The sequence below is a fragment of the Salmonella enterica subsp. arizonae genome (assembly GCF_008692845.1).
In the GTDB taxonomy this organism is placed as follows: Bacteria; Pseudomonadota; Gammaproteobacteria; order Enterobacterales; family Enterobacteriaceae; genus Salmonella; species Salmonella arizonae.
In genome coordinates, this window is sequence record NZ_VXJW01000001.1 from 667028 (window position 1) to 692369 (window position 25342).

22 protein-coding genes are annotated in these 25342 nt (G+C 51.7%); 16 read left to right on the forward strand and 6 right to left on the reverse strand.

Annotation, left to right across the window (positions count from 1 at the left end; all coding sequences use genetic code 11):
• Positions 1-15: 15 nt before the first annotated feature.
• A complete protein-coding gene (locus F4V61_RS03460; RefSeq protein ID WP_115400004.1) occupies positions 16-156 on the reverse strand; it encodes a class II D-tagatose-bisphosphate aldolase non-catalytic subunit in 141 nt (46 codons plus the stop codon).
• Positions 157-204: 48 nt separating this feature from the next.
• Positions 205-981: a transcriptional repressor AgaR gene (gene agaR, locus F4V61_RS03465; RefSeq protein WP_000642266.1), complete on the reverse strand. Its 777-nt coding sequence runs from the start codon at positions 979-981 to the stop codon at positions 205-207.
• A gap of 702 nt (positions 982-1683) precedes the next feature.
• Here agaR and F4V61_RS03470 point away from each other — a divergent pair.
• The 12 genes from F4V61_RS03470 to F4V61_RS03535 all read left to right on the forward strand — a co-directional run bounded on the left by F4V61_RS03470 (position 1684) and on the right by F4V61_RS03535 (position 16176).
• Positions 1684-3243: a sulfatase family protein gene (locus F4V61_RS03470; protein ID WP_038395886.1), complete on the forward strand. Its 1560-nt coding sequence runs from the start codon at positions 1684-1686 to the stop codon at positions 3241-3243.
• A 975-nt stretch (positions 3244-4218) separates the two neighbouring features.
• Positions 4219-5337, forward strand: coding sequence for a hydrogenase 1 small subunit (hyaA, locus tag F4V61_RS03485; protein WP_001058306.1), 1119 nt, complete (start codon positions 4219-4221; stop codon positions 5335-5337).
• Positions 5334-7127 (forward strand): Ni/Fe-hydrogenase large subunit, encoded by a 1794-nt coding sequence (gene hyaB / locus F4V61_RS03490; RefSeq protein WP_079828479.1) that lies wholly within the window; start codon positions 5334-5336, stop codon positions 7125-7127. The genes hyaA and hyaB overlap by 4 nt, the downstream gene beginning before the upstream one ends.
• An 18-nt stretch (positions 7128-7145) precedes the next feature.
• A complete protein-coding gene (gene hyaC / locus F4V61_RS03495; protein ID WP_000147066.1) occupies positions 7146-7877 on the forward strand; it encodes a Ni/Fe-hydrogenase b-type cytochrome subunit in 732 nt (243 codons plus the stop codon).
• Positions 7874-8470, forward strand: coding sequence for a hydrogenase 1 maturation protease (hyaD, locus tag F4V61_RS03500; RefSeq protein ID WP_000993796.1), 597 nt, complete (start codon positions 7874-7876; stop codon positions 8468-8470). The genes hyaC and hyaD overlap by 4 nt, the downstream gene beginning before the upstream one ends.
• On the forward strand, positions 8460-8864 hold the full coding sequence (gene hyaE / locus F4V61_RS03505) for a hydrogenase-1 operon protein HyaE (RefSeq protein WP_001262574.1): 405 nt from the start codon (positions 8460-8462) through the stop codon (positions 8862-8864). Before hyaD ends, hyaE begins: the two co-directional genes overlap by 11 nt.
• Positions 8861-9709, forward strand: a complete 849-nt coding sequence (locus tag F4V61_RS03510; protein WP_038395884.1) for a hydrogenase expression/formation protein — start codon at positions 8861-8863, stop codon at positions 9707-9709. The genes hyaE and F4V61_RS03510 overlap by 4 nt, the downstream gene beginning before the upstream one ends.
• Before the next feature lie 75 nt (positions 9710-9784).
• Positions 9785-11329 (forward strand): cytochrome bd-II oxidase subunit 1, encoded by a 1545-nt coding sequence (appC, locus tag F4V61_RS03515; protein ID WP_058819006.1) that lies wholly within the window; start codon positions 9785-9787, stop codon positions 11327-11329.
• 11 nt (positions 11330-11340) lie between these two features.
• Complete coding sequence (gene appB, locus F4V61_RS03520; protein ID WP_079828481.1) at positions 11341-12477, forward strand: cytochrome d ubiquinol oxidase subunit II; 1137 nt, start codon at positions 11341-11343, stop codon at positions 12475-12477.
• A gap of 12 nt (positions 12478-12489) precedes the next feature.
• The gene (cbdX, locus tag F4V61_RS03525) at positions 12490-12579 is read left to right on the forward strand and encodes a cytochrome bd-II oxidase subunit CbdX (protein ID WP_000270301.1); all 90 of its coding nucleotides are present in this window, start codon (positions 12490-12492) and stop codon (positions 12577-12579) included.
• A 395-nt stretch (positions 12580-12974) separates the two neighbouring features.
• The gene (locus F4V61_RS03530; protein WP_000359709.1) at positions 12975-14249 is read left to right on the forward strand and encodes a Glu/Leu/Phe/Val family dehydrogenase; all 1275 of its coding nucleotides are present in this window, start codon (positions 12975-12977) and stop codon (positions 14247-14249) included.
• A gap of 214 nt (positions 14250-14463) precedes the next feature.
• The gene (locus F4V61_RS03535; RefSeq protein ID WP_079828483.1) at positions 14464-16176 is read left to right on the forward strand and encodes an alpha,alpha-trehalase; all 1713 of its coding nucleotides are present in this window, start codon (positions 14464-14466) and stop codon (positions 16174-16176) included.
• Positions 16177-16239: 63 nt separating this feature from the next.
• Here F4V61_RS03535 and F4V61_RS03540 read toward each other — a convergent pair whose 3' ends face one another.
• Positions 16240-16494, reverse strand: coding sequence for a GlsB/YeaQ/YmgE family stress response membrane protein (locus tag F4V61_RS03540; RefSeq protein ID WP_079828485.1), 255 nt, complete (start codon positions 16492-16494; stop codon positions 16240-16242).
• A 171-nt stretch (positions 16495-16665) separates the two neighbouring features.
• Here F4V61_RS03540 and ycgR point away from each other — a divergent pair, with 171 nt between their 5' ends.
• Positions 16666-17400 (forward strand): flagellar brake protein YcgR, encoded by a 735-nt coding sequence (gene ycgR / locus F4V61_RS03545; protein ID WP_000092684.1) that lies wholly within the window; start codon positions 16666-16668, stop codon positions 17398-17400.
• 13 nt (positions 17401-17413) lie between these two features.
• On the opposite strand, the gene emtA is transcribed toward ycgR, so the two are convergent.
• Positions 17414-18025: a membrane-bound lytic murein transglycosylase EmtA gene (gene emtA / locus F4V61_RS03550; protein ID WP_000776974.1), complete on the reverse strand. Its 612-nt coding sequence runs from the start codon at positions 18023-18025 to the stop codon at positions 17414-17416.
• Positions 18026-18264: 239 nt separating this feature from the next.
• Between emtA and ldcA the strand changes: the two genes are divergently transcribed.
• A complete protein-coding gene (gene ldcA / locus F4V61_RS03555; RefSeq protein ID WP_000051623.1) occupies positions 18265-19179 on the forward strand; it encodes a muramoyltetrapeptide carboxypeptidase in 915 nt (304 codons plus the stop codon).
• A 96-nt stretch (positions 19180-19275) separates the two neighbouring features.
• On the forward strand, positions 19276-21009 hold the full coding sequence (locus F4V61_RS03560) for a potassium/proton antiporter (protein WP_000340292.1): 1734 nt from the start codon (positions 19276-19278) through the stop codon (positions 21007-21009).
• 64 nt (positions 21010-21073) lie between these two features.
• On the opposite strand, the gene dadX is transcribed toward F4V61_RS03560, so the two are convergent.
• The gene (gene dadX / locus F4V61_RS03565) at positions 21074-22144 is read right to left on the reverse strand and encodes a catabolic alanine racemase DadX (protein WP_000197918.1); all 1071 of its coding nucleotides are present in this window, start codon (positions 22142-22144) and stop codon (positions 21074-21076) included.
• 13 nt (positions 22145-22157) lie between these two features.
• Entirely contained in the window at positions 22158-23456 is a 1299-nt protein-coding gene (locus tag F4V61_RS03570) for a D-amino acid dehydrogenase (RefSeq protein WP_001266942.1), read from the reverse strand.
• Between the two features lie 322 nt (positions 23457-23778).
• Between F4V61_RS03570 and F4V61_RS03575 the strand changes: the two genes are divergently transcribed.
• The gene (locus tag F4V61_RS03575; protein ID WP_000256241.1) at positions 23779-25311 is read left to right on the forward strand and encodes a SpoVR family protein; all 1533 of its coding nucleotides are present in this window, start codon (positions 23779-23781) and stop codon (positions 25309-25311) included.
• Positions 25312-25342 lie beyond the last annotated feature (31 nt).

Sequence of the window (25342 nt, forward strand, 5' to 3'; positions counted from 1 at the left end):
TAGTTCTATTAGACCTCAATTTACATTTTTGTAACCGTTATCTAATACTTGTTCAAGAGTAGCGCCAATAACAAGAGGAGGGGCAGAACAAACAGAATAAATTCTAATTTGCTCCCCAGCTCTGTGGCACTGAACAAGCTTTTCTAACGAAGACATTAACTAACTCCATAATTAACAATAAAAATGTCCCTATGGAGTAAAGCGTTACTTCTCTTTTTCAGCGATAATGACTTCGATTCGCATATCCCGCAGGCGTTGCACATATTCTTCGGGGATATTAGAGTCCGTCACTAACACATCAATATCACCAAATTCGCGGATCATATGGCAGCTACGTTTTCCAAACTTCGTAGAGTCAGCAACCGCAATCACTTGCTCCGAAATATCACACATTAAGCGGTTAAGACTGGCTTCCTGTTCATTATGTGTCGTGATACCTACTCGTAAGTCAAAACCATCAACCCCCAGAAAAACCTTGTCAAAACGCACGTTTTTCAGGCTGGCTTCAGCCTGGGAACCAGAGAAAGACATCGCACTCTTACGTAGCACACCACCTGAAATGAGAACTTCCACTCCAGGCGCTGACGCTAACTCCACAGCCACATCCAGCCCATTTGTCATGACAACGACGTTTTCTACTGACTTTAAATTGGCAGCAATTTCGCGCGTGGTAGTTCCCGAATCCAAAATGACCGTATCACCATTGTTAATCAGTTTTGCAGCGGCCCACCCAATCAGAGATTTTACGTCAGAATTACGGCGACTCTTTTCATTAACAGTGAGTTCAGCAATTACGCCAACATTCGGGATAGCTGAACCATGCGATCTGACGATGTATCCATTTTTTTCTAAAAAACTCAGGTCACTACGAATGGTGACACTTGAGACATTGAATCTTTCGGCTAAGTCTTCGACACGAGCTTTCCCCTGCCGGGTTATCACCTCGAGTATTTCCATACGCCTTTCGATTGCCGCCTTCACTTATGTCTCCTTACGAAACCAAACAAATACCGTTCGTTTGGACTCGAATTAAGATTAATATACTTACGTTTACTTTCAAATCGAAAAAAACAAAAGTTATGATCTCTTTCACAAAGTTTCGTCAGTTCGACCATACGTTTACAAAACCTGACGCGTAGGCCCCTATCATATAGCCAGCTAACATACTTTCCAATAGCACTACTACCACGATATCCGATCAACGCCCCACCCCCGAAGAAAAAACAATAAAACACAATATTTACAATAATTTAAACACACCCTTCATACCAATTGAGAGCGGGTTTGCGGTAACAAAAAGCACAAAAGTTCATTACCGGGAACGAAATTTTTTTTAACGAAAACCCAAATTATCCCCATGGATAACGTAGCATAAATTGAAACTATCCTTATTTATGCTAAAAAAAGAACGCATGTGTTATGGAGGAAAATCTTCAACAAAACAAAAAAATAGTTAGTATTTTTCAAATAATTACAAAAAAACCACTAACAAAATACTTATAGTCCTGCTCAAAAATAGGACAAAAAAGCACTGTGAATTGTTGACCATTTTTGACAAAAAATTTCACCTTGATCACAAACTCAGATTTTTTAATTTTGTTTTCTTACGATTAAATAATATCGTAAATAAATGAAAACAGTAACTGAATGATAATCAACCCACACCCATCTGGAGTAAAGAACATGTCACTCACAAGAAGAAACCTGCTCAAAGGACTCGCAGCTTCAAGCGCATTAGGCGCAACAGCTGCTGCTGCTGGTTTAAGTGTTACACACACTGCCGATACAGCTACCACAACGCAAAAAATAATCAAAAAGCCTAATTTGTTAATCGTCTTTCCTGATGAAATGCGGGCACAATCGCTGGGCTTTATGGGTCAGGATCAATCTGTTACACCCTTTATTGATCGATTTGCGAGTCAGAGTGTCGTATTGAGGCAAGCAGTTTCTAACTACCCGCTATGTACACCTTTCCGCGGTATGTTAATGACCGGACAATACCCGTATCGCAATGGGTTACAAGGCAACTGTCATACTGGTGCACACGGTAATTTTGGTGGGAAAGATTTTGGTATTGAGCTTAAAAAAGAAGCTATAACCTGGTCTGACATTCTTAAAAAACAAGGGTTTAGTATGGGTTACATTGGTAAATGGCACCTTGATGCCCCAGAGGCACCTTTCGTCCCAAGCTACAACAACCCAATAGAAGGACGTTACTGGAATGATTGGACACCGCCAGAAAAGCGCCACGGCTTCGATTTCTGGTACAGCTATGGCACTTACGATTTGCACCTCAACCCAATTTATTGGAGCAATGATACGCCTCGTGATAATCCATTGAGAATTAACCAATGGAGCCCAGAACATGAAGCAGATATGGCCATCAAATATTTACGCAATGAAGGGGGCAAATATCGTAATAGCAACGAACCTTTTGCGCTGGTTGTTTCAATGAATCCGCCACATTCGCCATACGATCAAGTGCCCCAAAAATATCTTGATCGCTTTAAAGATCAGACATCCCGCTCTATGAATAAACGCCCTAATGTAGTATGGGATAAAACGTATCAGGAAGGCTATGGGCCTGAATATTTCAAAGAATATATGGCAATGATTAATGGTGTCGATGAACAATTTGGACGTATTCTGACTGAGTTGGAGCGTCTGAAACTGGATAAAGATACGCTGGTTGTCTTCTTTTCCGATCACGGATGTTGTATGGGCTCAAATGGTCAACCAACTAAAAATGTGCATTATGAAGAGGCCATGCGTATTCCAATGATGTTTCGCTGGCCCGGTAAACTACCCGCTTGTCAGGATGATTTGCTTTTTTCTGCCCCAGACATTTATCCGACATTACTAGGATTGATGGGATTGGGTGAGCATATCCCAGATAGCGTTGAGGGTACTGATTTCTCAAAGACGCTTATGGGACATCCTGGCGATAAACGTCCAACATCACAATTCTATACATTTATGCCTTACGGCGGGCAATCTTACGGCAGACGTGGTGTACGAACCGAACGTTATACACTGGTTATTGACCGTAAAATAGGCCAACCACTTACCTATATTTTACATGATAATAAAAATGATCCCTATCAGATGGAAAACATCGCACTAAACAATATGTCCCTGGTGAATAAACTGATTACAGAAGAGCTGATTCCATGGTTGGAACATTCAGGCGATGTTTGGCGCCCAACTGAAGTTTCAGCCAATGCAGTAAACGCTTACATTTAATATTTAAGTTTATATATCAAAGGGTAATGATGAATACATTTATTAAATTTATCGTGGCCTTTCCATGCTTTTTTTTAGCAGAACAGACATTAGCAAATGATTATAGTGCTGGTGTTAAAAACACGATGACCGCTTTAAAGTCTACCTCAACACTGGTGAAAATATTCGCTTCGAGTTTGGTGCTCGTTACATCAATATAGATAAAAATCTTTATGATAAGATACAATTAAATGGCTCTAAGCTATCAGCATTCTACTATACCAACTTGAATAGGAATACCATCGGCTTACCAGGCCTTTCTTTGGACTATAACTCAGAAGATTTGGTTTATATTCCTTATATCCTCCTGGTAAGAACTGGTGCCCATTAATTGAAATTGGTAACATTAAAGAGAACCGTTATACCAGTGAGCAACAAACACGCTATTAAGTAAGTATCAAATATAGATGGTAACCGTTAAGTATCGTCGAGAACTCAGATAATAAGTACAACGCTCGGCTGTGGGGAGTATGGGAAGAAAGGTTAACTGGCGATCGGTTATCCCGTTCTTCCTGCCACAACTGAGCGAGTGGCATGAGATATTACGCTTCTTTCTGAAGGCTGTGTCAGACCAGGCTGGAATATCCGAGGGGCGGTCTGTTCTCATGTCATCATATCTACTCGCTAACAAATCCAGGTTCTTTGTAGCGCCATTTTCATTCCCAACGCCTCCCCTTTCGCTGAAAAACCGATAATGGCCATAAATATACCGTAATAAGCCATACCCACACTCTTTGCATTGTTTATCCCGGTCATTCAGATACGCTTTTTTTACATTATTTCTGGCGATGTGTGCCAGTGCAGAGTGAATCGAAATCGTTTTCGCGCCCGCGCGTAACGCGATTATTTACTTTGCCGGCAGAACGTTTACGAACCCGCAAATGCGCCTTATGCCCCTGGCGGAGCGTGGTGCAAAAAGGAGAAAAAATACGCGTTATGAATAACGAGGAGACCTTTTATCAAGCCATGCGTCGTAAGGGAGTGACCCGACGCAGCTTTCTCAAATTCTGTAGCCTTGCCGCCACGTCGCTGGGACTGGGCGCCGGAATGACGCCAAAGATTGCCTGGGCGCTGGAGAATAAACCACGGATTCCGGTTGTCTGGATTCATGGACTGGAATGCACCTGCTGTACCGAATCCTTTATCCGTTCCTCGCACCCGCTAGCCAAAGATGTGATCCTCTCGCTGATTTCCCTCGATTATGACGACACCCTGATGGCCGCCGCCGGAGCACAAGCCGAAGAAGTCTTTGACGATATTACCACTCGCTACGCCGGGAAATACATTCTGGCGGTGGAAGGCAATCCGCCGTTAGGAGAGCAAGGGATGTTCTGTATCAGCGGCGGCCGCCCGTTCATTGAAAAACTAAAGAAAGCCGCCGCTGGCGCCAGTGCTATTATCGCATGGGGAAACTGCGCCTCCTGGGGTTGCGTCCAGGCCGCCCGCCCCAATCCGACCCAGGCAACGCCTATCGACAAAGTGATTACCGACAAGCCGATCGTGAAAGTCCCTGGATGTCCGCCAATCCCGGATGTCATGAGCGCCATTATTACCTATATAGTGACGTTTGATCGTCTGCCGGAACTCGATCGCATGGGCCGTCCACTAATGTTCTACGGTCAGCGTATCCACGATAAATGCTACCGCCGCGCCCATTTTGACGCCGGTGAATTTGTCGAGAGCTGGGATGATGACGCCGCCCGCAAGGGATACTGTCTGTACAAGATGGGCTGTAAAGGGCCAACCACCTATAACGCCTGCTCCTCCACACGCTGGAATGGCGGCGTCTCCTTTCCTATCCAGTCCGGCCACGGATGTCTGGGATGTTCAGAAAATGGTTTCTGGGATCGCGGCTCGTTTTATAGCCGCGTGGTGGATATTCCCCAGATGGGTACCCACTCAACCGCCGATACGGTGGGTCTGACCGCGCTGGGCGTAGTCGCTGCGGGCGTTGGCGGTCACGCTGTCGCCAGCGCGCTCAACCAACGTAAACGCCACAAACAACAGTTAGCGCAAGCCGAACAACAGCCGGACAATGAGGATAAACAGGCATGAGTAACCAGTATCAAACCCAGGGTTATACCGTTAACAACGCCGGCCGTCGTCTGATCGTGGACCCGATTACCCGTATCGAAGGGCATATGCGCTGTGAAGTGAACATTGATGAGCAAAATGTCATCACCAATGCCGTTTCCTGCGGCACGATGTTCCGCGGTCTGGAGATCATTCTGCAAGGCCGTGACCCACGTGACGCCTGGGCGTTTGTTGAACGTATTTGTGGTGTATGTACCGGGGTACATGCTTTGGCGTCGGTGTACGCTATCGAAGATGCGATCGGTATCCAGGTGCCGGATAACGCCAATATTATACGTAACATCATGCTGGCTACGTTGTGGTGTCACGATCATCTGGTCCATTTTTATCAGTTAGCCGGGATGGACTGGATTGATGTTCTGAATGCGCTGAAAGCCGATCCGCGCGCCACCTCGCAGTTGGCGCAAAGCCTTTCCGCCTGGCCGATGTCATCGCCGGGCTACTTCTTTGACGTACAAAATCGGTTGAAGAAATTTGTCGACGGCGGCCAGCTTGGGATATTCCGTAACGGTTACTGGGGACATCCACAGTACAAACTGTCGCCAGAGGCCAACCTGATGGGCTTTGCCCACTATCTTGAAGCCCTCGACTTCCAGCGCGAGATCGTCAAAATCCATACCATATTTGGCGGTAAGAACCCCCACCCTAACTGGATCGTCGGCGGTATGCCATGCGCGATCAATCTCGATCAAAGCGGCGCGGTCGGGGCTATCAATATGGAGCGCCTCAACCTGGTGCAGTCGATCATCACCCGCACCGCTGACTTCATTAACAACGTGATGGTTCCGGACGCGCTGGCTATCGGCCAGTTCAATAAAGCATGGAGTCAAATTGGCACCGGACTGTCGGATAAATGCGTTCTGAGCTACGGCGCGTTTCCGGACATTGCCAACGACTTCAGCCAGCAAAGCCTGTTAATGCCGGGCGGCGCAGTGGTCAATGGCGATTTTAAAAATGTCATGCCGGTAGATTTGGCCGATCCGCAGCAGATACAGGAGTTCGTGGATCACGCCTGGTACCGCTATCCGGACGATCAACTGGGTCGTCATCCTTTCGACGGCATTACCGATCCCTGGTACAACCCTGGCGATGTCAAAGGCAGCGATACGCATATCCAGCAGCTCAACGAACAGGAACGCTACTCCTGGATTAAAGCGCCGCGCTGGCACGGTCATGCCATGGAGGTCGGCCCGCTTGCCCGAACGCTTATCGCCTATCACAAAGGGGATGCCGCCACCATAGAGTCGGTGGATCGCATGATGTCCGCCCTTAAACTGCCGCTCGCCGGTATCCAGTCTACGCTTGGTCGTATTTTATGCCGTGCGCACGAAGCGCAATGGGCCGTCAGTAAGCTGCAGTATTTTTTCGACAGGCTTATGACCAACCTGAAAAACGGCGACCGGGCCACCGCTAATACCGAGAAATGGGAACCGGTCAGTTGGCCGCAGCACTGCCGCGGCATCGGTTTTACCGAAGCGCCTCGCGGAGCGTTGGGACACTGGGCGTCAATACGCGATCAAAAGATCGAACTCTATCAGTGCGTGGTCCCCACCACCTGGAACGCCAGCCCGCGCGATCCTAAAAAACAGATCGGTGCCTATGAAGCGGCATTGATGGGAACGCAAATGGCGATTCCCGACCAACCGTTAGAAATCCTGAGGACGCTGCACAGCTTCGACCCCTGCCTCGCCTGTTCAACCCACGTGCTTGGCGACGACGGCAGCGAACTGATTGCCGTCCAGGTACGCTAAGCGTTAAGGAAAAGAACGATGACTGGAAAGCAATCTCCACGCGTCGGGGAGGCGCGTGATACTGTCGTCAGCCACTATGTGTTTGAAGCGCCGGTACGCCTGTGGCACTGGCTAACGGTGGCCTGCATGTTGGTACTGATGGTAACAGGCTACTTCATTGGCCGACCGCTGCCGTCGGTGAGTGGCGAGGCGACCTATCTGTTTTACATGGGCTATATCCGGCTGATCCACTTTGCCGCCGCGATGATCTTTACCGTGTTACTGCTGGGGCGAATTTATTGGGCCTGTGTCGGCAACCGCTATTCTCGAGAGCTGTTTATCGTCCCGGTCTGGCGTCGCAGTTGGTGGCAAGGCGCCTTCTCCGTGGTTCGCTGGTATCTATTTCTGGAGAAAAAACCGGGGAGCGACATCGGACATAACCCTGTCGCGCAGGCCGCGATGTTCGGCTATTTCCTGTTGTCGGTATTTATGATCCTCACCGGTTTCGCTCTGTTTGGCGAGCATAGCCAATACGCCATCTTTGCGCCGTTCCGCTATGTGGTTGAATTTTTCTACTGGACCGGCGGCAACTCCATCGATATTCACAGTTGGCACCGACTGGGCATGTGGCTGATTGCCGCCTTCATCGTCGGGCACGTTTACCTCGCTATCCGGGAAGACATTATGTCCGACGATACGGTGATCTCCACCATGATCAATGGCTACCGCAGCCACAAATTCCCCAAACCGCACGACAAGGAGACCTCATGAATGCGCAACGCGTAGTGGTGATGGGATTAGGAAACCTGCTGTGGGCCGATGAAGGATTCGGTATCCGGGTCGCGGAGCGTTTGTATGCCCGGTATCACTGGCCTGAAGAGGTAGACATTGTTGACGGCGGTACGCAAGGGCTAAACCTGTTGGGTTACGTTGAGCAAGCCAGCCATCTCCTGCTCCTTGACGCGATCGATTACGGCCTGGCGCCGGGCAGTCTGCGAACCTATGCCGGCGAGAAAATCCCCGCGTATCTCAGCGCCAAAAAAATGAGCCTGCATCAAAACAGTTTTTCCGAAGTCCTGGCGCTAGCCGACATCCGCGGCCATCTGCCCTGTCACATTGCGCTAGTCGGCCTGCAACCGGCGCTACTGGACGACTACGGCGGTAGCCTGACCGAAATAGCTCGCGCCCAGCTACCGGCGGCGGAACAGGCCGCCCTGGAGCAACTGGCCGCCTGGGGGATCGTACCGCAGGCAAACGAAGCCGCACGCTGCCTGAACTATGAATGCCTGTCGATGGAAAACTATGAAGGAGTGCGCATACGTCAGTATCAGACACGTCTGGAGGGTAAGAGAAGTGGCGAATGACACCCCATTTTCTGCGCTATGGCAACGCCTGTTAACCCGGGGATGGCAACCGGTAGAGGCTTCCACGGTAGACGACTGGATCAAACAGGTTGGAGATGGCGTCATCCTGTTAAGTCGCGATCCGCGGCGTACGCCGGAAGTCAGCGATAACCCGGTGATGATCGCCGAACTCCTGCGCGAGTTCCCGCAGTTTGACTGGCAGGTGGCGGTGGCCGACCTTGAACAAAGCGAAGCTATCGGCGATCGCTTTAATGTACGTCGGTTTCCGGCGACGTTGGTTTTTACAGACGGCGAGCTACGCGGCGCGCTCAGCGGTATTCATCCCTGGGCTGAACTGCTCACTCTGATGCGTTCGATGGTTGACACTCCCGCAGCGCAGGAGGCGGCACAATGAGCAACGCCTTTTTTCATCTGCTGGGGCCGGGTACGCAGCCTGATGACGCCAGTTTCTCGATGAATCCCTTACCGCTCACCTGTCAGGTCAATGGCGACCCAAGTATGGCGGCGCTCGAGCACTGCGCTCACAGCCAGGCGGTGATGGCATTGTTGACCGATCTGCGACGTCAGCTTGCCCGGCGCATCCCGGAAGTCGGCGACGTGCTGGGATGGGAGTTATCTCCCCTGAATGCCGATGATCTCTCATTCCTGAATACGCTATTGGGCGAAGGCGAAGTCTCGGTACGCATTCAGCATCCGGACGGGAGTGAAAGCGAGATCCAGGAGACCATCTTCTGCGGCCTGTGGCGGGTACGCCATCTGCACAACCGATGTCTGCTGACGGATCGTCTGGAAGCGGGTAGCGCGCCCCTGACATTGTGGCAAGCGGCGACTGCCGATACGCTGCCTGACGACACTCTGCTGCCTCCGCCTGTCGCCGGTCTGATGAATGGACTGCCGCTGGCCCATGAATTATTGGCGCACGTACGCGATCCGGCGATGCAACCCCACAGCATCAATTTGACCCAACTGCCGCTCAGCGAGGCCGATCGTCTTTTTCTGGCGCGCTTATGCGGACACGGGAACATCCAGATTCGCATCTCCGGGTATGGCGAAAGTCAAATCAACGCCACGGCATTGCGCCATCTCTGGCATGTGCGCTGTCTGGACGCCCTTAAAGGGCTGTTGCTCGACAGCTATGAGATTTGTCCTTTGCCGGAGCTGGTACTGGCGGCCCCGGAAGATCTGGCCGATTCGCGCCAGCGCCTGGATGAAGTATGCCGATGGCTGGAGACGCGCTAACGCTCTCAACAGGAACGTCACCGGTGTCCGGTACTGATTTAGCTTTTTACTCTCTTTCTGCCTACAGGAGTTAGCATGTGGGATGTCATTGACTTATCGCGCTGGCAGTTCGCACTGACCGCGCTGTATCACTTTTTATTTGTTCCCCTTACGCTTGGGCTGATTTTTTTGCTGGCCGTCATGGAGACGATCTATGTGGTCACAGGGAAAACCGTCTACCGCGATATGACGCGTTTCTGGGGCAAGCTCTTCGGGATCAATTTTGCTCTCGGTGTGGCTACCGGCCTGACCATGGAGTTTCAGTTCGGGACTAACTGGTCGCTCTATTCCAACTATGTGGGCGATATTTTCGGCGCGCCGCTGGCGATGGAAGCATTACTGGCCTTCTTTCTCGAATCCACTTTTGTCGGCCTGTTCTTTTTCGGCTGGCAGCGGCTGAATAAATACCAACACCTGCTGGTCACCTGGCTGGTGGCCTTCGGCTCCAATATTTCAGCATTATGGATTCTGAACGCCAATGGTTGGATGCAGCATCCTACCGGCGCTCACTTCAACATCGATACGTTACGGATGGAAATGAGCAGCTTCAGCGATCTGGTCTTTAACCCGGTGAGCCAGGTGAAATTTGTCCATACCGTTATGTCCGGTTATGTCACCGGCGCCATGTTTATTATGTCCATCAGCGCCTGGTATCTGCTACGTGGCCGCGAGCGTGAGGTGGCCCTACGCTCGTTTGCCATCGGCTCAATATTCGGCACCCTGGCCATCCTGGGAACCCTGCAACTGGGGGATAGCTCGGCCTACGAGGTTGCCCGGATTCAGCCAGTGAAGCTGGCGGCGATGGAAGGCGAATGGCAAACCGAACCCGCGCCTGCGCCGTTTCATTTGATAGCCTGGCCGCAGCAGGAACAGGAGCGTAATGCCTTTGCCGTGAAGATCCCTGCTCTGCTGGGTATTCTGGCCACCCACTCGCTGGATACGCCGGTTCCGGGGTTAAAAAACCTGATGGACGACACTCTGCCGCGCCTGAAGCGTGGCCGGGAGGCCTGGTTACTGATGCAGGAGATTGCGCAAGGCAATCGCTCGCCGCAGGTGCTAAATGCTTTTCACGCCGTTGAAGGCGATCTGGGGTACGGCATTCTGCTGGCGAAATATGCCCCGGATATGAGCCATGTGACGCCGGAACAGTATCGTGCGGCCCAGCGTGGCGCGATTCCTGAGGTGGCGCCAGTGTTCTGGAGTTTCCGCATTATGGTCGGCTGCGGTTCGCTGTTGTTAGTGGTGATGTTTATTGCGCTAATACAGACTCTGCGAATGCGTATCGACCAGCATCGCTGGGTATTGCGTATGGCGCTCTGGAGCCTGCCGTTACCGTGGATTGCCATTGAAGCCGGTTGGTTTATGACGGAATTTGGTCGTCAACCTTGGGCGATTCAGGACATTCTACCGACCTGGTACGCTCACTCCGCGCTGACGCCTGGCCAGTTGGCCTTCTCAATGGGGCTTATCCTCGGACTTTACACTCTGTTTTTAATCGCAGAAGTCTATCTGATGCAGAAATACGCACGTCTTGGGCCGAGCGCCATGCAACGTCAACTACAGACGCAACAACAGGGATAAAGGAGACAATCATGCTGGATTATGAAACGTTGCGGTTCATTTGGTGGCTGCTGATCGGCGTCATCCTGGTGACATTTATGGTGACTGACGGTTTTGATATGGGTGTCGGTTGCCTGCTCCCGCTGATAGCGCGCAGCGATGACGAACGCCGGGTGTTGATCAATAGCGTCGGCGCCCACTGGGAAGGAAACCAGGTATGGCTGATCCTTGCGGGCGGGGCATTGTTCGCAGCCTGGCCACGGGTCTATGCCGCCGCGTTTTCCGGTTTTTATGTGGCGATGATCCTGGTACTCTGCGCCCTCTTCTTTCGCCCGCTGGCCTTTGATTATCGGGGTAAGATCGCTAATGCCCGTTGGCGCGCGCTGTGGGATACCGGTCTGGTTATCGGCAGTCTGGTTCCTCCGGTCGTATTCGGCATCGTGTTCGGCAACCTGTTTTTAGGCGTACCGTTTGCCTTCACGCCGCAGCTTCATGTTGACTATTTTGGCACCTTCTGGCAGTTATTCTCGCCTTTTGCCTTACTGTGTGGGTTATTGAGTCTATCGTTGGTGATTATGCAAGGGGGCGTCTGGTTGCAGTTGAAAACGGAGGGTGTTATTCGTCAACGAGCGCTGTCGGCCACCCGCCACAGCGCGCTGCTGGTAGTAATCTGCTTCCTGCTGGCCGGGTACTGGCTGTGGGCCGGTATTGATGGCTTTGTCTTACTCGCGCAGGATGCCAACGGTCCTTCCAATCCGCTATTGAAAGGCGTGGCGATACTCCCTGGCGCCTGGATGAATCACTTTATACGCTCGCCGCTACTGCTCATCATCCCGTTGCTTGGTATGGTACTGCCAATTCTGACTTTCTATGCCTGCCTTCGCGGTCAGACTATTCGTGGATTCCTGTTCGCTTCACTGACCCAGGCCAGCGTCATCTTTACCGCCGGGATAACACTGTTTCCTTTTGTGATGCCGTCAAGTGTTAATCCTCTGTCCAGCCTGACGGTGTGGGATAGCACCTCCAGCCAGATGACGCTCGAAATCATGCTTGTGATTGTGCTGATTTTTCTGCCGATCGTACTGCTCTACACGCTGTGGAGCTATTACAAAATGTTGGGGCGCATCAACCTGGAGACTCTCCGCCGCAACGATCATGAACTTTATTAGGGAGCGGAAGCGATGTGGTATTTACTGTGGTTTGTCGGCATTCTGCTGATGTGCTCACTGTCGACGCTGGCTCTGGTATGGCTTGAATCGCGTCAACAATAAAGAGGTAAACCGGGGCCAGCGCCGTCTGACTCCGGTTATTTTTATCTTTTTACGCGCCTGGCGAAGACGTTTCCCCGCCGACAGGACGACATAACATTGATACATGTCGTTATCATAACGTTTACTTTTAGAGGTGCGTCATAATTATGACAAATAACTGCCTTGCGCACCCTATGCATATTTAAGCACTTAAAAGCGCATTTAATGGCATATCACCTATCACCACCGGATAATTAACCACTCCCCGGTAAAAATCGTAGCGAAAACCCAACCATCTTCCATTTTTGATCTGAGTTAATTATTTAAAAAAGTGTTAAATTTATCGCCACATAGTGTGATCTACTATGTACCACGGTCAATTAAAGAACATATTACTTTTATCACTAAGGTTTATCATGGATAAGTTATCTTACGCTTCAGATAGCAGCACATCTGCCTGGAATACCTACCTGCAACAAATCGAGCGTGTAGCCCCTTATCTGGGCGAGCTATCCCGTTGGGTGGATACTCTACGCCACCCGAAACGCGCTCTGATCGTCGATATTCCGGTACAAATGGATGATGGTACTATTCGTCATTTCGAAGGATATCGCGTGCAGCACAACCTCTCCCGAGGTCCGGGTAAAGGCGGTGTTCGCTACCATCCTGACGTTGATCTCAATGAAGTGATGGCCCTGTCAGCATGGATGACCATTAAATGTGCGGCGCTGAACCTGCCTTACGGCGGTGCCAAAGGCGGCATTCGCGTCGATCCGTTTTCGCTGTCGGAAGGTGAACTGGAGCGTTTGACCCGCCGCTATACCAGCGAGATCGGCATTATCATCGGGCCGCAGAAAGATATTCCTGCGCCGGATGTCGGCACTAACGGTAAAGTGATGGCCTGGATGATGGATACGTATTCCATGAATCACGGCACCACGGTGACTGGCGTCGTCACCGGTAAACCTATCCATCTTGGCGGTTCGTTAGGCCGTGAAAAAGCGACGGGGCGCGGCGTTTTCGTCAGCGGCCTGGAGGCCGCGCGCCGGGCGAATATCGCTGTTGAAGGCGCTCGCGTTGCGGTTCAGGGTTTTGGTAACGTCGGCAGCGAAGCTGCGCGTCTGTTTGCCGGCGCAGGCGCCAGGGTGGTGGCGATTCAGGACCATACCGCGACTCTGTTTAACGCCACCGGTATTGATATGAAGGCGCTCACGGCATGGCAGATAGAACACAAACAGATTGCCGGTTTCCCTGGAGCGGAAACGATCGCCAGCGATGCGTTCTGGAGTCTGGAGATGGATATTCTGATCCCGGCGGCGCTTGAAGGCCAGATAACCCGTCAGCGCGCGGAAGTCCTGACCTGTAAGCTGGTGCTGGAAGGGGCGAACGGCCCAACCTATCCGGATGCTGATGATGTTCTGGCCAGCCGTGGCATCCTCGTGGTGCCTGACGTGGTCTGTAACGCCGGCGGCGTGACCGTCAGCTACTTCGAATGGGTACAGGATATGGCCAGCTTCTTCTGGAGCGAAGAAGAGATCAATGCGCGCATGGACAAAATCATGACCGACGCGATCGTACATGTTTGGGAGAAAGCGGCAGAGAAATCCTGCTCTCTGCGAACCGCAGCCTATATTGTCGCCTGTGAGCGAATTCTGTTGGCCCGTAAAGATCGCGGTATCTATCCGGGCTAAGGCTAAAAATTTATTGTGCTGAAATCCACGCCCCGGCGTGGATTTTTTGTCTGTATACGCCTATTTTCCCGCATGCACCGGTAAATTCCGTCTGATTAAAATGTCTGTTTGTTCGCAAAATAGCGGTTCAATCACGCGTATCTGGTCATCGTAGACTAAGGTTTTGTCATGGTAAATGCCGTTGGCTTTGGCTCACCGCTAAGGAGATAACTTGATGATACCCCCCGAGATTCGCCGTACTGTTCTGCTGCAGAAAGCAATAAAACTGGCGCTGGCAGGGACGCTGCTGACATTTGCGGCGTTTTCGGCAACCGCCGCGGACCCTTCTTCTGAGACCGAAACTCCGCCGCCGCCGGATATTTTGCTTGGCCCGCTCTTTAATGATGTCCAGAATGCAAAACTGTTCCCCGATCAGAAAACCTTTGCTGACGCGATACCGAATAGCGATCCGCTCATGATCCTTGCGGATTATCGTATGCAGCGGAACCAGTCCAGCTTCGATTTGCGTCATTTTGTTAACGTTAATTTCACCCTGCCGAAAGCGGGAGAAAAATATGTTCCTCCTACCGGCCAGTCGCTACGCGAGCATATTGATGGCCTGTGGCCGGTGTTGACCCGTTCAACCACGCACGTCGAAAAGTGGGACTCGCTTTTGCCGTTGCCGGAATCCTATGTCATACCGGGTGGACGGTTCAGAGAGATTTACTACTGGGATAGCTACTTTACGATGCTGGGGCTGGCGGAAAGCGGCCACTGGGATAAAGTTGCGGATATGGTGGCGAACTTCGGTTACGAAATTGACGCCTGGGGGCATATTCCTAACGGCAACCGTACCTATTACCTGAGTCGTTCTCAGCCGCCTTTCTTTGCGTTTATGGTTGAGTTACTGGCGCAACATGAAGGTGACGATGCGCTGAAAGAATACCTGCCGCAGTTACAAAAAGAATACGCTTACTGGATGGAGGGCGTTGACACGTTGCAGCCAGGGCAACAAAACCAACGCGTCGTCAAACTGGAGGACGGCAGTGTTCTCAACCGCTATTGGGACGATCGGGATACGCCCCGCCCTGAATCCTGGGTTGAAGATATCGCTACCGCCAAAAGTAACCCGAACCGCCCGGCAACGGAAATCTATCTAGACCTCCGCGCTGCCGCCGCCTCTGGCTGGGATTTCAGCTCCCGCTGGATGGATAACCCGGAGCAACTCAGTACCATCCGTACCACTACGATTGTCCCCGTCGATCTTAACGCTCTGCTGTATAAGCTGGAGAAAACCCTCGCCCGCGCCAGCGTTGCGGCAGGCGACCAGGCCAAAGCCTCGCAATATGACGCGCTGGCCAACGCGCGCCAAAAAGCCATCGAAATGCATCTGTGGAATAGCAAAGAAGGCTGGTATGCCGATTACGATCTGAAGAACAATAAAATCCGTAACCAACTTACCGCTGCCGCACTGTTCCCGCTCTATGTGAACGCCGCCGCGAAAGAGCGCGCCGCGAAAGTCGCGGCAGCGACCCAGGCGCATCTGCTACAGCCTGGCGGTCTGGCTACCACCTCGGTTAAAAGCGGACAACAGTGGGATGCGCCAAACGGCTGGGCGCCGTTACAATGGGTCGCTACCGAAGGATTGCAAAATTATGGGCAGGATAACGTGGCAATGGAAGTGACCTGGCGCTTTTTAACCAATGTGCAGCACACTTACGATCGCGAGAAAAAACTGGTCGAAAAATATGACGTCAGCAGTACCGGTACTGGCGGGGGCGGCGGCGAATATCCCCTTCAGGACGGTTTTGGCTGGACCAACGGCGTGACGCTGAAAATGCTCGATCTGATTTGTCCGCAGAAAAAACCGTGTGATAGCGTACCGTCTACTCGTCCGGCATCATTAAGCGCGACACCGACAAAAGCGTCGTCCGCAGCAACGCAGTAACGCGCGTTTATAGTCTGTTGACCCGGCGCCAGGCCGGGTCAACGCTTAAACATCCTGAAGCGGTTAGTTGCGTCGCAGAAAGCGGAAAATCACCAGCACCACAATAGCACCCACGACAGCGACCAGGAAACTATGCAGATTAAAGCCGCTGATACTGCCGCCGATACCAAACATCGTCGCCAGCCATCCGCCCACGACCGCCCCCACGATACCGAGAATACAGGTCAGGATAAATCTCCCGCCATCACGCCCCGGCATAAGCAATTTGGCGATAACGCCGGCGATCAAACCAAAAACAATCCAGGCGATAATTCCCATTTGCAGACCCTCTTTCCAGTAAAAACGTTTTAAGTATAGGCAAAGTCGGGCAGCGCATTTCTAAACACTGATTTATCTCGCGGGCGTAAAAATTTATTTATCGCTATTAAGTTCTTTCTACCGATGCCGATAACCCAACGATAGTCTGTCAGGCATCAGGAGTTATTTCGTGTGAGTCGTTACAATGAGCAGTTCCTGAAAAAAAATCCATTAGCAATATTAGGCGTGCTACGGGATTTAAATAAAAATCAGGTTCCACTACGTATTTCCTGGGCTAAGGGGCAATTCATCAGTAAAATTTTGGCTGTGGCCCCGGAAAAACTCATCGTAGATTACGGCAGTCAGGAATATGAAAATAGCGCCGTATTGCGCGCCGGGCAGGTAGACATTATCGCAGAAACGCAGGGCGCAAAAGTCGAGTTCACGTTGCCGCGGTTCGTCACAGGTTACTATCAGCAGCTTCCGGCCTTTATAACTCCTCTGCCGTCCTCACTGTGGTTTGTCCAGCGCCGGGAGTATTTTCGCATTGGCGCGCCGCTGTATCCGCCTTACTACGGCGTCACCACGCTACCGGACACCCGTACGTTACGTTTTCGCCTGTTTGATCTTTCCCTTGGCGGCATGGGCGCGCTACTGGAATCCGCCATCCCCGACGGGTTAATAGAAGGCGCGCGCTTTTCGCAGGTTGAACTGAACATGGGGCAATGGGGGATTTTTCACGTTGACGCCCAGCTTATCGCCATCAGCGAGCGTAAGGTGATTGATGGGAAAAATGAAACGATCACCACTCCCCGCCTGAGCTTTCGTTTCCTTAACGTTAGCCCGGCGGTGGAGCGGGAGTTACAGCGGATTATTTTTACGCTTGAGCGCGACGCCCGAGAAAGAGCGAATAAAGTGCGAGAATAATCTTCACGCTAAACTACATGGCGTCCAGCGCCTGCTGAAGCTTCCAGATATAGCGCGGTGCCTGCGGCGCGGGATGATTATCAACAACATGTTCAAAAAACTCGTCCGCATCCAGATCGTTAATTTTTTCTATCGCCTTCTTCCTGTCGGATGAAAAAGTACGCAATAACGCGCCTGCGCCGTTAGCATAAGAGACGACCAGCGCATATTGCATCACCTGCGGATCTTTGATGCCGGCCAGCGGCCCATTTTCCAGAATGCTCAGATACGCCGCGCCCATTGAGATGTTACGCTCAGGGTTTTTCAACTCGCTGGTGGTCGGTTCGCCACGCCAGCCCATACGACGGTAAACGTCGCGCCCGGAGGTCGACGCCTTTAACTGCATCAGGCCAATCGCATTGGACTTACTGACCGCGTTAGGGTTGCCGCCGGATTCAATGGCGATAATCGCGGTGATTAAATGCGGATCAACCCCCCATGCCGCCCCGGCTTTTTCACTGATGGGCATCCACTGCATCGCACGCTTTACAGGCACTTCGGCATTCCACGGCGGATTCCTGTAATCCTGTTTTGAGCTACAGCCAGCCAGTATTACTACCAAAAAAGCAAACCATCTTAATTTCACGTCATCTATCCTTATAGCCGGAACTTGTCGCTGAGGTGCAATGTCCGCTAATCACCGCCCCGTAAAGCAGGCTGCCGCGCTCATTTACCTCTTGTCGGCCGGAGACGTAATGCCGCCCCGGCCTGGCACTCAGGCTGTCTCCGCTATTACGTCATCCAGAAACGCCGCGTAATGAGGGACACCGCCTGATATATGCGGCATGATATACATTTGCATTCTATTGTCAGCAAGGAATTGTCATGTCTCTGTTTCATTTAATCGCCCCATCGGGCTACTGTATTAACCAACAGGCCGCGCTACGCGGCGTTCAGCGTCTGACAGACGCAGGTCATCAGGTGGAGAATGACAAGGTGATTCGTCGCCGCTATCAGCGTTTTGCCGGTACAGACGCTGAGCGGCTGGCCGATGTTAATTCGCTGGCCTCGCTGACCACGCCGAATACGATTGTCATGCCGGTTCGCGGAGGCTATGGCGCCAGCCGTTTGCTGGATCGTATTGACTGGCAGGCGATCGCCTCCCGGCAACAGCGCGATCCCTTACTCATTTGCGGCCACAGTGATTTTACGGCGATTCAGGCTGGGCTATTAGCGCAGGCCAATGTCATCACCTTTAGCGGCCCTATGCTGGCGGCAAATTTTGGCGCCGAAACGCTGAATGCGTTCACCGAGCGACATTTCTGGCTGGCGCTACGCAATGCGCAATTTACCCTGCAGTGGCAAGGCGACGGCCCTCAGTGCGACGCACAAGGCACCTTATGGGGCGGAAATCTGGCGATGTTAATCTCCCTTATCGGTACGCCCTGGATGCCGACTATCGACAAAGGCATTTTGGTGCTGGAAGATATCAATGAGCATCCTTTCCGGGTCGAGCGGATGCTTTTACAACTGGAATACGCCGGAATTTTAAACCGCCAGAGCGCCATCATTCTCGGCAGCTTTAGCGGCGCGGCGCCCAATGAGTATGACGCAGGCTATTCTCTGGAGAGCGTCTACGCGTTTTTACGTTCCCGTCTGTCCGTTCCATTGATTACCGGTCTTGACTTCGGACATGAACAGCGAACGGTGACGCTCCCTGTCGGGGCAAATGCTACGCTAAAAAATACGCGCCAGAGTACTCAACTCACTGTATCCGGTCACCCTACGCTGCAATTGTAAAAAATGCCGCCGACAGGCTAAGTAAAACGCTGTCCAGGCCGTTATTATGTTAATGTTAAATAATACGAAGCCGTGTGAGTCAGGAGATATAAAACGTTGGATGCTGTAACAATTATTAGTCTATTTATTTTAGGTTCCATCCTTGTAACCAGCAGTATCCTGTTAAGTTCATTCTCATCGCGACTTGGTATTCCGATTCTGGTCATCTTCCTCGCCATTGGGATGTTAGCCGGTGTGGATGGCATCGGCGGTATTCCTTTCGATAATTATCCTTTCGCTTATATGGTCAGTAACCTGGCGTTGGCGATAATTTTACTGGATGGCGGAATGCGCACCCAGGCCAGCTCTTTTCGGGTAGCGCTGGGTCCTGCGCTGTCGCTGGCGACGCTCGGCGTGCTGATTACGTCGGGGTTAACGGGCATGATGGCCGCCTGGCTGTTTCATCTGAATCTTATCGAAGGTTTGCTCATTGGCGCGATAGTCGGCTCAACTGACGCCGCGGCGGTTTTTTCTCTGCTTGGCGGTAAAGGGCTAAACGAACGTGTAGGCTCCACGCTGGAGATTGAATCGGGAAGTAACGATCCGATGGCCGTTTTTCTGACCATCACGTTAATTGAGATGATCCAGAAACATGAAACCGGTCTGGACTGGATGTTTGCCGTCCATATTATCCAACAATTCGGTCTCGGTATTGTTTTTGGTCTGGGCGGCGGTTATCTGCTGCAACAGATGATTAATCGAATTTCTCTGCCCAGCGGTCTGTATCCCATGTTGGCGCTCAGCGGCGGTATTCTGATTTTCGCCCTGACCACCGCGCTTGAAGGTAGCGGTATTCTCGCGGTCTATCTGTGCGGATTCCTGTTAGGCAATCGTCCTATTCGCAACCGTTACGGCATCCTGCAAAACTTTGATGGGCTGGCCTGGCTGGCGCAGATCGCCATGTTCCTGGTACTGGGGCTACTGGTAACGCCTTCCGATTTGTGGCCGATTGCCGTCCCTGCGCTCATTCTCTCTCTCTGGATGATTTTCTTTGCCCGTCCACTGTCGGTTTTTACCGGCCTGCTGCCATTTCGCGGCTTTAATTTCCGGGAACGCATTTTTATCAGTTGGGTCGGACTGCGCGGCGCGGTGCCGATTATTCTCGCCGTTTTCCCGATGATGGCCGGGCTTGAAAACGCTCGCCTGTTCTTTAATGTCGCGTTCTTTGTGGTATTGGTGTCGCTGCTCCTGCAAGGAACTTCGCTCTCATGGGCGGCGAAAAGAGCCAAAGTGGTCGTGCCTCCGGTTGGCTGGCCGGTATCACGCGTAGGGCTTGACATCCATCCTGACAATCCGTGGGAACAATTCATCTATCAGTTGAGCGCGGACAAATGGTGCGTCGGCGCGGCGCTGCGCGATCTGCATATGCCGAATGAAACCCGCATTGCCGCGTTATTTCGCAATAATGAACTGTTTCATCCTACTGGCAGTACTCGCCTGCGTGAAGGCGACGTACTCTGCGTGATTGGCCGGGAGCGCGATCTGCCAGCGCTGGGCAAATTGTTTAGCCAGTCGCCGCCGGTTTCGTTAGATCAGCGTTTCTTTGGCGATTTTATCCTCGAAGCGAATGCGAAATTCGCCGACGTGGCGCTTATTTACGGGCTGGAAGAAGGAATGGAATACCGGGATAAACAACAAACCCTGGGTGAAATCATACAGCAACTGCTGGGCGCCGCGCCGGTCGTCGGCGATCAGGTGGAGTTTGGCGGCATGATTTGGACCGTGGCTGAAAAAGAAGATAACGTGGTACGCAAGATTGGGGTACGCGTCGCCGAAGACGAAGCAGAATAAGGCCGCCTGAAAACGTTGGCCAGCCTACCCGGTGAGCCAGTCTAAAATCAGAGTCAGAATAACGTTACATTGTCACAAAAGGCACGCGCGGCGCGACGGCGCACAGTAGCTCATAACCCAGCGTGCCAGCCGCAGCGGCGACATCATCGACTTTAATTTCTTTACCCCATAATTCTACCGGCGTGCCGATCCCCGCCTGCGGACACGGCGTCAAATCCACCGCCAACATATCCATTGAAACGGTGCCTACCGTTCCGGTACGGATACCGTCCACCAGTACGGGCGTCCCGGTCGGCGCATGGCGTGGATAGCCATCGGCATAACCCGCCGCGACGATGCCTATGCGTTGTTCCTGATGCGCAGAATAACACCCGCCATAACCAACCTTTTCACCCGCCCTCAACGTCTGTACGCCAATAATTTCGCTACTCAGCGTCATAACGGGTTTTAGTCCGGTATTGGCAATATCCCGCCACTGTCCTGACGGCGACGCACCGTACAGAATAATACCAGGCCTGACCCAATCGTAATGCGCCTGGGGATGCCACAGCGTTGCCGCCGAGTTTGCTAATGAATACGGGCACTGAATCCCTTCCGTCGCCAGCGCAATGCGCCTCATCGCCTCTCCGATGCCCTCCGGATGATCGGCCTGGGCGAAATGTGACATTATTGTCATTTCACCGACATTGCGCATTGCCCGCAATTGCTGCCAGACAGTCTGCGCCCGCTCAGGCTGAAAACCGAGCCGATTCATGCCGCTGTTAACTTTGACATAGATATCCAGCGGCGCGTTAAGCCGCGCATTTTGCAGTGCTTTTAACTGCCAGTTACTGTGAATGCAGGTAGTCAGCCGATAAGTGTCATATGTCTCCAGGTCTTGCGCATGGAAAAATCCTTCCAGCATCAGTATTGGCCCTTTCCACCCGCGTTCACGCAAGGTAATCGCCTCTTCAAGGTTGAGCATAGCGAAACCATCTGTGCCGCTCAGCGCGTTCCAGACGCGTTCAATACCGTGGCCGTAGGCGTTGGCTTTTACCACCGACCAGACGCGCGCTTCAGGAGCCGCCCGGCGCACAATAGACAAATTTTGTTTCATTACCTGTAAATCAAGGCTGGCCTGTATAGGGCGGGTCATTTCACTTCCTTAATCAGTTATGCGCGCTATGCAAACGTTGCTGACGGGAGGGCGCAAAATCGGAACGGTATCGCGCAATGCTCAGATCGTCGTAGGGTATCGCTGGCGTACGACCAGACAAGATATCGCTTAACAACTGACCAGAACCGCAAGCCATCGTCCAGCCTAACGTGCCGTGTCCGGTATTAAGCCACAGATTTTTAAAACGGGTGCGTCCCACTACCGGCGTGCCGTCCGGCGTCATGGGACGCAGACCGGTCCAGAATGTGGCCTGCTCAATACGACCGCCGCGCGGAAAAAGATCGCGCACAACCATCTCCAGCGTTTCGCGGCGCGGTTGCTGTAAGTCGGTATTAAATCCCACAATTTCCGCCATTCCTCCCACACGAATACGCTTATCAAAACGCGTAATGGCGATTTTGTAGGTTTCATCAAGGATAGTTGATACCGGCGCGCCATCTGGCTCGACAATCGGGATGGTTAATGAATAACCTTTCAGCGGATAAACCGGAATATCAACAATACCTTTGAGCATCGCCGTTGAATACGATCCAAACGCCATGACATACGCATCCGCTTTAATGATCTCATCGGCGCATTTTACGCCATAAATCTGTTCATTTTCGTACAGCAATTTTTCCACAGGAGTATTAAAGCGGAAGGTTACGCCCGCCTGCTCCGCCATGTGCGCCAGACGCTGGGTAAAGAGCTGACAGTCCCCGGTTTCATCATTCGGCAAGCGCAGCCCGCCGGTCAATTTATGCGCAACCTCAGCCAGAGCGGGTTCGACCTCCGCCAGTCGGCTGGATTCCAGGAGTTGATACGGCACCCCAGCATCTTCCAGCACCGCGATATCACGGGTGGCATTCTCATACTGTCGCGCGGTACGAAAGAGCTGTAGCGTTCCCCCCTGGCGGCCTTCATATTTGATACCAGTCTCGGCGCGCAGCGTTTTCAGACAGTCGCGGCTATATTCCGCCAGACGCACCATGCGGCCTTTATTTTCCATGTAATGCCGGGTATCGCAGTTACGCAGCATTTGCCACATCCACTTCAGTTGAAACGGGGTGCCATCAAGACGCACCGCCAGCGGCGCATGGCGCTGGAACATCCATTTTATCGCCTTCAGAGGTACACCGGGGGCCGCCCATGGCGCCGCGTATCCCGGTGAAATTTGCCCGGCATTCGCCGCGCTGGTTCCTTGCGCCGGGCCGGATTCGCGATCGATGACGGTGACATCATGTCCCGCCTGACTCAAATACCAGGCGCTGGTCACGCCAACCACGCCACTCCCCAGGATGACAACTCGCATAGCCGCTCCATTAATAGTAAAAGAATAATCTTCTGATTACATCTTGATAACCCAGATGAAAATATTATTCAACATACGGCTTTTTTATGGTGATGTGCTTCACATATACCCAACAGACAAGCAATCTTACTGGTTTGGGATCTCCTGCTGCGAGTCATTTTTATATAACATAAAATGATGCCGATACCTGCTTTTTCGCCGCTCAGACTGGAGGAAATCGCAAAGAAAAGTTTTTGCGATCAACTTGTTTTTTAACATAGTGTTCTATGCTTGAAATGAGGCGCTCCATACAGAGAGCGTCGCCAACAATGAGGGTGCGCGAATGGTTACGATTGATTCCATGAACAAGGACACCACACGTTTGAGCGATGGACCCGACTGGACGTTTGAGCTGCTGGATGTCTATCTGGCGGAGATAGACCGCGTGGCGAAACTCTACAAACTGGATACTTACCCGCACCAAATTGAAGTCATCACTTCCGAACAGATGATGGACGCTTACTCCAGCGTTGGGATGCCGATCAACTATCCGCACTGGTCGTTTGGCAAAAAGTTCATTGAAACTGAACGTCTGTATAAGCATGGTCAACAAGGACTGGCTTATGAAATTGTGATCAACTCCAATCCTTGTATTGCCTATCTGATGGAGGAGAATACCATCACCATGCAGGCACTGGTAATGGCGCACGCCTGTTACGGACACAACTCCTTTTTTAAAAATAATTATCTATTTCGAAGCTGGACGGATGCCAGTTCTATCGTCGATTATCTGATTTTCGCCCGTCATTACATTACGCGCTGTGAAGAGCGCTACGGGGTGGACGAAGTAGAAAAACTGCTCGATTCCTGTCACGCGCTGATGAATTACGGCGTTGATCGCTATAAACGCCCGCAAAAAATCTCGTTGCAGGAAGAGAAAGCGCGACAAAAAAGCCGGGAAGAGTATTTACAAAGCCAGGTGAATATGCTGTGGCGCACGCTGCCGAAACGCGAGGAAGAGAAAACCGTCGCCGAAGCACGTCGTTTTCCCTCCGAACCGCAGGAAAACCTGCTCTATTTTATGGAGAAAAACGCCCCGTTGCTGGAGCCCTGGCAGCGCGAAATTCTGCGCATCGTGCGTAAAGTCAGCCAGTATTTTTATCCGCAGAAACAGACGCAGGTCATGAACGAAGGCTGGGCGACCTTCTGGCATTACACCATCCTGAACCATTTGTATGATGAAGGTAAAGTGACGGAACGTTTCATGCTGGAGTTTTTACACAACCACACCAATGTCGTATTCCAGCCGCCCTATAATAGCCCCTGGTATAGCGGAATTAATCCTTATGCGCTCGGCTTTGCCATGTTCCAGGATATCAAGCGCATTTGTCAGTCGCCCTCTGATGAAGATAAATACTGGTTTCCAGATATTGCCGGTTCCGACTGGCTGGAAACGCTGCACTTCGCCATGCGCGATTTTAAAGATGAAAGCTTTATCAGTCAGTTCCTGTCGCCAAAGGTGATGCGTGATTTCCGTTTCTTCACGGTACTTGATGATGACAGGCATAATTATCTGGAAATCTCCGCCATTCATAACGAAGAAGGTTATCGGGAAATACGTTCAAGACTGTCGTCACAGTATAACCTGAGCAACCTGGAGCCGAATATCCAGGTCTGGAATGTGGATTTACGCGGCGACAGATCGCTAACGTTGCGTTATATCCCGCATAACCGCGCGCCGCTGGATAAAGGCCGCAAAGAGGTGCTGAAACATGTGCACCGGTTATGGGGCTTTGATGTAATGCTGGAACAGCAAAATGAGGATGGCAGCGTAGAACTACTTGAACGTTGCCCGCCACGCATGAACAATCTGTAATCGTGATATTGCCCGGTAGCGCTTGCGCTAA